This window comes from Psychrobacillus sp. PGGUH221, assembly GCF_042055255.1.
Classification (GTDB): Bacteria; Bacillota; Bacilli; order Bacillales_A; family Planococcaceae; genus Psychrobacillus.
Genome location: NZ_JAQMHQ010000022.1, coordinates 1 through 10,147, shown reverse-complemented (window position 1 = coordinate 10,147; position 10,147 = coordinate 1). Strand labels below are relative to the sequence as shown.

Here is a 10,147-nt window from a genome sequence, read left to right as displayed (position 1 = left end):
GCTGAAATTAATAAAGAGATTCATCCACACCAACTTAGGCACAGCTACGCAACTAATTTGTTGAATAATGGAGCTCCTATTGAAGTCATACAAAGTCTTATGGGGCATGAGAAAAGTGAAACCACCAAGATCTACGCTCAATTAAGCGGGAGGCTAAGGAAAGAATATTATCAAAAGTACTTTTAAATGTAAAAGTAGCAACGTCTTAAAAAACGTTGCTCTACTTGACTAAAACTCCTATTAGTACAATAAGTTCAACAATAAAATCATTAATCCAGAATCAAAGCTCCTATTTATTTCATAAATACTCTCAAAACTTTTTTAGGTTCAAATGGTTCAAAAACAACTTTTTCTTCATTTAATCCTGCTTTTTGCCCGATTTTCAGTCGTTTTTGCGTTAATCCTTCTTTCAACAACACTAAACCCTAAACAAAAACGCCAAAACCCTTGTGTACCAACGGGTTAAGGCGTTTTATTAAAAAAGTAAATTCAGGTTAGTTCTCGTACTTCCCCTTTTCAGCTGATAGACTCTTCTCTCGATGAAACAGATAATCGGTTGATCCTTTTTCCCCATAACCAAACGTGATTCCTCCATGTGAACCAACATCAATGGCACCTTTCAAGGATTGTAATGCAGAATCACTACCACTTACGATGGTAAAAAGTAACTTATCATTACCACGTTCTTTGCTCTCTAATCCTAATCCGTAACAAAATACCTCATGATACGCTTCTTTCAAATAGACTTGAAGCATTTTTGGATTATCCTCTGTCTCATATAAATAGTTCAACTTTATTCTCTCCATTCTGTACTCAAAAATACTACTCTTTAAATCGTTTTTCTCTGAACAAGTCAATTTTATTAAACTTGGCTAAGTTCAACCCTCTTTCCCTCGGTTTTTAAGTTTCTAAGAACGACAAAAAAGCCTTGAAAAGATTAATAACATAGCAAAAAAAGAAAATAGATGCTATGAAACACAATCAGTCCAAAGACTTAGAATTATTCATCACCGCAGAACTACTCCGAAGAGAGTTTGCAAATAAAAGAAAAGAAAAAAGATATACATAAATTGTAGCATATCTTTATCCTCAATAAAAGAATATTTAAGTTACTTCCTTACTTGCTATAAACCAGCTCTCCAAAGTAATATTTAAATAAATCTCAGAGATGCACTCATTTCTCAAATAACACTTCTCACATGAACTCATCATATTTTTCTTTACGGGCATGATTATATAATCGTGCATAATAACTAGTTTCATTAGGGGTTTCATGACCCAAAAGCACTCGAATACACTCTAATGGCATCCCCTTTTGAGCAAGATGTGCAGCAAATGTGTGCCTTATTGTATGAGGTGTTACCTTAAACCCTAAGCTCTTTGCGTAATTCTTAAATAGCCAACTGCCAACTACATCCGGGCTAATCGCACGATCTTTAAACTTTAAGCTTAAAAAGACATATGGATGACCATCAGTTCGGGATTCTAAGTAGAGTTTTAAATGTTCTCCGCACTGATGGGTAAATAAGACGATACGACCTTTTTTCCATTTTCCATTTGGAATGTGAATAGTGCGTTCTGACCAGTCAATGTTCTCTATTTTCATAGCACATAGTTCACTAATTCTTATACCGGTTGCATACAATACCTCGAGTATAGCCCGTTCCTGTAACCGTCCTTCTAGGAGTTTTCGTAGCTTAATCATTTGTTCTATCGATAAATAATACGGTAATTTTTCTTCTACACGTGGAAATGGTATTTTTGCTGCTGGGTTCTTAAGCGTTAAATCTTCTTCTAGACAATAGTTGAAAAAGGTTTTCAACGCTGTCAATTTCGACCAAATTGTATTTGGTTTATACCCCTTTTCTTTCAAATATATAAGCCAGGATCGAATATCAGATTTCGTAATGGCCGCGAGAGGTTTATCTGTATATTCTAGAAATTGACGGATTGCACATTGGTATTTTTTCAACGATTCTACATCAATCCGAAATTGATTATCATTGATGAACTGCTTAATATTCCCTTCTTGATCCATGTTTCATCCCCCTTATCCCTTAACCCATATACCTACTATATAATAGCTTTAATTGTTGATTTGGTAAGTTGGCATATATTTGTGTCGTTTTTAAGTTCGAGTGCCCCAATTCATCTTTAATAAATGAAAGTTCGGCTCCCTTTTCCAACAAATTCGTTGCAAAAGTATGACGAAACCTGTGTGGATTAAGATTTGAAGATAGCTCTGCCCTTTTCCCAATTCTTCTTACAACGGTCCCCATCCATTTTGATGAAAGTCTCCTAGGATTCCGATGATTAGTTACAAATAGAGCAGGGTTTTGGTCGTTTCTAGATTCTTTGTAGCGTTCAAGTAACACCGCACAACTTACCGAAAAATTGATCTGTCGTATCTTTTGTCCTTTTCCAATTACCATGGCCGTTCGTCTATCCAGATCAACATCAGCCAAGTTGAGCTTGTGTACTTCTCCCACCCGACAACCTGAGGTTAGCAAAAATTCTACCAAGGCACGATCTCGAGGGTTATCCTTTTCATTTTGTTTACGGACTTTTGCTATTTCTTCTTTATTTAGGTATTTCGGTATAGACTGTGGAAGACGGGGGGACCACCTGCTTTTCATTGGTGACTTTTCCATATAACTTTCCTCTACACAAAATCTATAAAAGGAATTCAGCACACTTATACGAAACGAAACTGTCCCTTCTGTACACCTTTTTTGCAGCTGAATTAGCCACTGTTGAATCTCCGTAGATGCAATAGATGAATATACTTCGTTTCTCTCTTTAAAAAAATTCTGTAAAATATCCCTATAGCTGCGAACTGTAAACTTACTGTAGTTCGCTACATTAATGCTTAATAGATATTGATTAATCATTTCCTTATTTTCTTTATTGAGAATTGGAATTTTCACTTCCCAATACCTGACTTCTTTTACCCTTTGGTATTTAATAGGATTTTCTTTTATATAAGCTTTCTCCACACAAAAATGATAGAAAGATCGAAGATAATATAAATAATCATGAATAGTATGTTCTCTCAAATTGCCTTGTCTTTCTTTAATCCACTTCTCGGTATCTTCAGATGTTTGAAGTTTAAATGAATCTTTCTTTTTATTAAATAAAACTTGCAGCCTTCCCCTGTTTTTGATTATTTCCTTTTGACTTAAATTTTCATTTTTAAGGAATTCTAAATACTCGTTGATTATTATCTGATTTTCAGCGTTTGGTAAGGGATTTTTAAGCTCCCAGTAGTTTGTTTCCCTTTTTCGAAGTGGAGAATTTTCAATATATCCTTTCTCCACACAAAAGTTGAAAAAGGATCTCAGGCAGTCTAAATAATTCCGGATGGTGTTTTCTTTCCAGTCCTTTTGATTTTTTGTTAGCCTTTCCTGGATGTTACTTGATGTAAGAGATGAATAAGGGACTTCCATTTCCATGAAAAAAATTTGCAATTTTCCTCGATAACAAATAATTGAACGTTTACTCCTATTTGCATTTTTTAGGTACAGTAAAAACTCATTTATCATTTGGAGGTTCTCCGGGTTTGCTATTGGGGTCTCTACTTCCCAATATATATCCATTTCGTCCATTCAATTATCCTCCTTTCCATTAAGTATGGTATTGGTCATATTGCTTTTTCCGTGCATTGTTCATAAGGCGGGTATAGATTCGGGTGCTATTAATATTGGAGTGACCTAGCAATTCTTGAATATAATTAAAATCCATTCCTTTTTCAGCTAGATGGGCCGCAAACGTATGACGCATAGTATGTGGCGTCATTCTAAAACCAAGGACCTTTTTATATTTTCGAAAGTTATGTTCCACTAAATCCCGACTTAATGGTTTACCCCCTTGATTTGGAAATAGGTATGGACTATCAATGTTCCGATCCTCCAAATACGTTTTTAATCGCTCCGCACATTCATAGGTAAACAAAACAAATCGTTCTTTGTTTCCTTTCCCTTTTCGAACCCAGATTTGACGTGATTCCCATTTGATGTCTTCTAACTTTATATTTAGTAATTCACTAATTCGAACTCCTGTTGAATATAAGGATTCTACAATTGCCCGATCCCTGGGATGATCTTTTGTTAACTCCTGAAGCATTGCAAGTTGTTTCTTATTTAAATAATAAGGAAGTGACTCTTCTTTCTTGGGTGTCTGCACTATTTGTGTAGGATTAATATTCAGTTTGTTTTCTTCCATACAATACTTATAAAAGGATTTGACAGCTGTCAATTTCAGTTCAACACTACGTGTTTTTAACCCCTTAGCCGTCATAACTGCTAGCCATTCCCGAATGTCCTTTGCCTTGACCTCATCGTAATTCTTAGGACAATTAGAAAAAAATTGAGAGAGTGCTATTTTATAAGACTTAATAGTATCAGAACTATATCGATTGACATTATCATTAATAAAACTTTGTATCATATCTTGGTTCATTCGTATCACCCCATAATATTTTGGTATTTCAACATCATATCTTCCTTTGGTATTTGTGCAATAAATACGAGTTGTATTCAGAACAGAATGCCCCAAGACAACCGCAATAAATTGCAAATCAACCCCTCTTGCAAGAATTATTCGTAGCAAATGTATGCTGCCGACAACAATATGGATGGAAAGATTGCAAGAGACCCCTAAGTAGGTATTCGTTGAAGATTTCTTTTCGGTTTTACTGGAATAGCATCATGTTCACTAATCTAATTTTCTCATTTGGTCCACCTCTTTTTATTGATATTGGTCATATTTATTTTTACGTGCTTGTTCCATGAGACGAGTATAAATATGAGTTGTATTGATATTGACATGACCAAGTAAATCCTGAATGTAGCTCTGTGGCATTTTCCGTTCAGCTAAATGGGCTGCAAAAGTATGACGCATGGTGTGGGGAGAAACCTTAAAGCCTAATGTCTTTGTATATTCTCTAAACTGTTTTTGGACGTAGTCCCTGTCTACCTTGTCACCTCTACTATTACAGAACAGATAGTCGCTCTTAATCTCTCGTTCAGCTAAATAGGCTTTTAGACGTACTGAGCATTCATGGGTAAACAAAACGAACCGTTCCTTCGTACCTTTTCCTTTTATCCAAATTTGCCGAGTATCCCATTTCACGTCTACCTGTTTAATATTTAGCAATTCACTGATTCGGACACCGGTCGTATAAAGAGCTTCAACCAACGCCCTGGCCTGTGGATCAGACTTTGTCAGTTCCTGGAGTAAGGTGACTTGTCTTCTGCTTAAATAATAGGGCAAGGAATCATCAATTTTAGGAGTCTTGACAAGCAAGGAGGGATTCTTCTTTAGTTTGTTCTCTTCCATGCAGTAACGATAGAATGATTTAACAGCGGATAATTTTAGGTGTATGGATGTCGGTTTCAATCCTTTTTCTTCCATAGAGTTCATCCATATCCGTATATCCATTGCTTTGATTTGATCATAGGGTTTCGAGCAAAAAGAAAAAAATTGATTTAGTGCGATCCGATAGCCCCTTGTGGTTTCTGTGCTAAATCTTGCTTGGTGATCATTAAAAAACGCTTCCATTAGTTCATTATTCAAACTTCTTCACCCCATCTTATTTTGATACGCTATCATCAATTCTTCACTTGGAATACGTGCATAAACACGTGTCGTATTGAGGTCGGAATGGCCCAATTCATCTTTAATGAACTCTAGCTCCGCACCTCTAGCGAGCATCATTGTCGCAAAAGTATGCCTACAACTATGCGGGTACATTGATTGAAGCAAACCTACTCTTCTTCCTAGCTTTGTCGTAATATTATAGATACTTTGTCTACCGAGTTGATTACCATATTGATTCACGAAAAGAAAGTCGCTTTTTGCAGTGCGTATCCGTAGGTATTCCTTTAATATGATGGCGCATTCTTCCGAAAAATGAATATACCGAATCTTGTTTCCTTTACCAGTTACTTTTGCTGTTCGTTTTGCCATATCGACATCATGTAATGCTATATTGGAGACCTCAGATTTTCTACAACCAGAAGAAAATAAGAAAAGTATAAGTGCCCGGTCGCGAATAGACAGGCCTTCCGCTGCCAACTTTACACGGGCATATTCCTGTTCAGTCAGATACTGAGGCAAGGAAGGGGGTATCTTAGGTCTCCAGCGGTTCTTTATTACTTGAATTTCCATATACTCCTCCTCGAGACAATATCTAAAAAAGGAAGAAAGAGATGAAAGCACAAAATCAATCGTTCTAGGTTTTTTATTAGCAGAATAATTGTTTAACCATGTACAAACTATATCTGAAGTTAAATCTACTAGCGGCACATTGCATTCAACCAGAAATTTTTCTATTTGGACACGATATTTTGTAATGGTTGCCTCTGCTTTATTTTCAAGCTTTAGACTGAGTAGGTATTCGTTCAAAACTTTTTTTACGTCTTTTGAAATTTCGTCTTTTTCACTTATCCAGTATTTTTTGGGGGGTGACATTCTTATATCATCCTTTCTCTTTATTTTTGAGATTAATAATAACTAACAATAAACATTGTTAACAAAAATTTCTTTTTTATACATTATTGACCAAATAAATAATAAAACCACTGTTGAGTGTGGTGCTCAACAGCGGTTTTCTATTTATGGATTAATCTAACTATCACTAATCGAACAGTATATCCATGACTATTTAGCATATATTAGTAGATTTCCATCAGTTAACGTAATGTTGTTTTTTTGCAAAAGAATGAGAATCAGGACCGAAATATGCCGTTGTTATGAGGATATCTCTCGTTTTAAAGCAAAAGTTACTGAAGTTTATTTGACTACTAAATCATCTACAATACTCGCTACAAGAATGAACAAGAAATCGTTGTTTTAATATGATAAAAAAATTTTCTTAATTCTTAGGAATTCCTTTCCTATTAGGATTTAATAGCCAATTTCTAATAGTTTTAAGAAAAAACCATACATCACTGTCATTTGGCTTTAAAAATTCCTCTGACTCAGGATTCTCCCCCATTTTTTCAAAGATATCAATTAACCATTTTGACCCGTGACCATTAACCTCTAATTCCATTAACCAACTTTCCAATTCTCCGTTTTTAACTACAAATAACCCATACTCACTAAGTTGACTCAAAAGATTATCTGCCGCTTCACGTTCCTCATGAGGTAAGGCTGATATTCCTCCTTGTGTTTTCATATTAATATTTAGTTCCCCGAATCTTTTTTTCACCAAATTCCTTAGTACTCCTAATGATTCATTTGATATTTCAGGAACGAAGCCCCCGTTTAAGAAATTCGTCCATACAGTACCACCTTCCTTTAACACATCAATATCTACAATAGCGGCTGCTGGAATACCTAATTCTCTTAAAGGTCTTATTATTTGATGCAGTGTTTGTTTATTTTGAGCATTAATAAATAAGCAATTAGGGATACCAGATTCTAGAGTAAATTTTAGTAATCGCTCATTTATCTCTTGATAAAAAGCTCGATCTGAGTCAGATTCTGATACTATAACAGATTCATAAAAAATCCCATCAATTACACCTGTAGAGCGTAATAAAGGATTCCGCATTAATTTTAATAAATTATCGCTTGGAAGAATTCTTGCCGTTGGTACACCATGTAAATATGTTAAACGAACAATATTTACTGGGACACCTGATTGAATACATCCCATTATAAAATTAGCACTATGAGTTGAGACAAAAATCTTTTAATTTGTATTTGCCGCAGATAAGGAGATTTCTTTGCCTAGTTTAAAAGACAGGGAGGGATGTAAAAAAGCTTCGGGTTCGTCAATCATTAACGCCATAGGATCTCCTGCTATTACTTGAGTTATAATTCCAGTAAATGCCTTAACCCCATCACTGAGGTTAGTTAAATCATCCCCCTTTGAATGAAACTCTACAGCTTCTTTGTGAATTCCTCTTTCAAGCATGTCATCCTCTGGTTCTATATCAGAAAATTTCATATTTAACATCCCTAAATTTGTGGGGTCAATAACAAAATATCTTTTAAAAGCATCATATATTATTCTTCTTACTTGTTTTCTTCTTTCATCATCCCTAAAAAGTAGGCTTAAACTATTTTGAGGTGGATCTTGTAAATTACCTGCTGGTTGGCTATTTATTAAATCCATTCTGCTTTGTCCATTTAAAAATAAAGAGTTATATCTTAAGAAGTTTCTGCAAAATTCATACTTATTTTCGTTTGGGTTATCAAACATATTTATAAATCTTTCTTCATTGACCTGAATTCTATCAGAAAAGTCTCCTACTATTACATTACCTGGAGTGATTGTATCTTGTGGAGTAGGCTTTTTGATTAAATGAGCGAGTGCTCTTTTTCCAAACTCATGATTTTCATCTTTAAATTCAATATCAACAAGTATCTGGTTTTGAGTATTATGTTGGCCTTCTTTACAAAAATTAAATATCTCCCTTAATAGTTTAGATTTCCCTGAGTTGTTTGGACCCACAAAAACTGTAACAGGAGTAGTTGTAATCTCTAAATTATCACTTTCTGGGGTTGCTCCAAATTTTAATCCTATTTTAGATATCATTTGTTACTCCTTCTTACTAAATATAGTAATTTCTATATTATTAATTTAATTTCATATATTCTTGATAATCTATCCTCACCTAGTTCAACAAGTAAAAGATAATCTAAACAACTCAATTTTCTAGCACTAAAGCACCCCGACTGTAAAAAACTCAGCTTCGATTTGGCCCAATAGAACACTTGTCGTTACAAATCAGAAAAAGCACTGATCAAGAATTATGAGATTCCTAAATTTATTAATCATAACTAAATTTATCTAAATGATAGAGTTATTTACTTTTTAAATGTATAGTTAATTCGTTTAATATTTTCTCTAATTTGAGAGCATTATACTGTGCAATTTTCCCATCCGAGAATAGTTTTTTCTTCTCAGCTAATGTGTTAATCATTTTATCTATATGAGGTATTTCATGGGAATTATAATCACTTTTGTTAGATATTCTTAAGTAGGCATGATTTAGGTGACTTATATACGAACTCATACTTTTATTAGATCTCATTAAATAGTTTTCAAGAATGTTTAATTCATTTGTCAATTCAAAAAAGTCATCTTCGCGTTCAATAATATCTTTAATATCTGTATTCTCATTGCTATTTAAAGAATCAAACCAAGTTTTTAAATTTCCTAATCTTAAATTCCTGTTATTTTTAGTTTGGAAATTCTCTAATAATTCAACCATCATATCGTATTCATGTATACCTGTTTTCTTAAATGAAATAAGTTCTGTAATCTCATAATCAGATTCCGATAAACACTTTTCTAACATTTTATAAAGAACTTCTTTCCAATTTGAAAAGTCCTCTAAAATTCCGATGTTATCTAATTCATTTATAAACATAAAAAATTCTAAGTATCTTTTTGGATGCACGAATTCTAGTTGAATTCCATCAAGAAATTCTTTAAACATACCTTTAAATACGTCATCTTCATACTCCATAAAGTATCTGAGTTGATTAAATTTATCGATTAATTTTTTTTCTTCTTCCTTTGGAAATTTTTGTTCAATGTACCTTAGCAAGCTTTCTTTAGTAGCTGCATCATATATAACTCCATCAAAAATATATTCTGTAATAAAATCAAAATAATGAACATGCATATCATAATAATTGTTAATGTTATGGTATTTTTTTATAAAATCTCTTGATATTTCTTCTGTTGGAGCGTTTTCCATATATTTTATTAATAAAGGTGCTCTCCAATTATTAGCAAACTCTAAACTGTCTCCCCTTTTAATCCTCCCTTCTTTGTACTCATTTGAAGCTACTAAATGGTTTAAGAAAATAGCACTAACAAGTAAGTTTCTTTTATCAGGGTCTAGTAAACTCAAAAACTCTTTTAATTCTATTATTAAAGAATAGAAACTATTAAAAACATATTTTAGTGTTCTTATATTCTTTAGATTAATTTCACTTATAATTTCTACTATTTCTTTCTCTGCATCTAAAAATAAACGATTAAAAAACTCCTCAATTTGAATGTAGAATAGATTTATGGACACATCTTGGTTAAGTCAATAAAATTGAACTAACGAAAGGTCGTGTCTGTATTATGAGTCAAAAACGTTATAACCAAGAATTTAAACAAACAGTAGTGGAGCTT

10 protein-coding genes are annotated in these 10,147 nt (G+C 33.6%); 1 reads left to right on the top strand and 9 read right to left on the bottom strand.

Features of this window, described 5'->3' with window-relative positions; all coding sequences use genetic code 11:
- The coding region (locus PGC35_RS21835; protein ID WP_375220693.1) for a tyrosine-type recombinase/integrase at window positions 1-186 on the top strand (186 nt) is incomplete at its 5' end.
- Window positions 187-494: 308 nt separating this feature from the next.
- Here PGC35_RS21835 and PGC35_RS21830 read toward each other — a convergent pair.
- The 9 genes from PGC35_RS21830 to PGC35_RS21790 form a co-directional block, all read right to left on the bottom strand.
- Window positions 495-791 carry a hypothetical protein gene (locus tag PGC35_RS21830; RefSeq protein WP_375220692.1) on the bottom strand — a complete coding sequence of 99 codons (297 nt, stop codon included), beginning with the start codon at window positions 789-791 and terminating at the stop codon, window positions 495-497.
- 404 nt (window positions 792-1,195) lie between these two features.
- The gene (locus PGC35_RS21825; RefSeq protein WP_375220691.1) at window positions 1,196-2,038 is read right to left on the bottom strand and encodes a tyrosine-type recombinase/integrase; all 843 of its coding nucleotides are present in this window, start codon (window positions 2,036-2,038) and stop codon (window positions 1,196-1,198) included.
- A 19-nt stretch (window positions 2,039-2,057) separates the two neighbouring features.
- Window positions 2,058-3,542, bottom strand: coding sequence for a tyrosine-type recombinase/integrase (locus PGC35_RS21820; RefSeq protein WP_375220690.1), 1,485 nt, complete (start codon window positions 3,540-3,542; stop codon window positions 2,058-2,060).
- A gap of 82 nt (window positions 3,543-3,624) precedes the next feature.
- Window positions 3,625-4,458 (bottom strand): site-specific tyrosine recombinase/integron integrase, encoded by an 834-nt coding sequence (xerA, locus tag PGC35_RS21815; RefSeq protein ID WP_375220689.1) that lies wholly within the window; start codon window positions 4,456-4,458, stop codon window positions 3,625-3,627.
- 288 nt (window positions 4,459-4,746) lie between these two features.
- The gene (gene xerA / locus PGC35_RS21810) at window positions 4,747-5,574 is read right to left on the bottom strand and encodes a site-specific tyrosine recombinase/integron integrase (protein WP_375220688.1); all 828 of its coding nucleotides are present in this window, start codon (window positions 5,572-5,574) and stop codon (window positions 4,747-4,749) included.
- Between the two features lie 6 nt (window positions 5,575-5,580).
- Window positions 5,581-6,471, bottom strand: coding sequence for a tyrosine-type recombinase/integrase (locus PGC35_RS21805; protein ID WP_375220687.1), 891 nt, complete (start codon window positions 6,469-6,471; stop codon window positions 5,581-5,583).
- A gap of 403 nt (window positions 6,472-6,874) precedes the next feature.
- Complete coding sequence (locus PGC35_RS21800; RefSeq protein ID WP_375220686.1) at window positions 6,875-7,663, bottom strand: TOPRIM nucleotidyl transferase/hydrolase domain-containing protein; 789 nt, start codon at window positions 7,661-7,663, stop codon at window positions 6,875-6,877.
- Between the two features lie 36 nt (window positions 7,664-7,699).
- On the bottom strand, window positions 7,700-8,548 hold the full coding sequence (locus PGC35_RS21795; RefSeq protein WP_375220685.1) for an AAA family ATPase: 849 nt from the start codon (window positions 8,546-8,548) through the stop codon (window positions 7,700-7,702).
- A 268-nt stretch (window positions 8,549-8,816) separates the two neighbouring features.
- Window positions 8,817-10,046, bottom strand: a complete 1,230-nt coding sequence (locus PGC35_RS21790; protein WP_375220684.1) for a hypothetical protein — start codon at window positions 10,044-10,046, stop codon at window positions 8,817-8,819.
- Window positions 10,047-10,147: the final 101 nt, after the last annotated feature.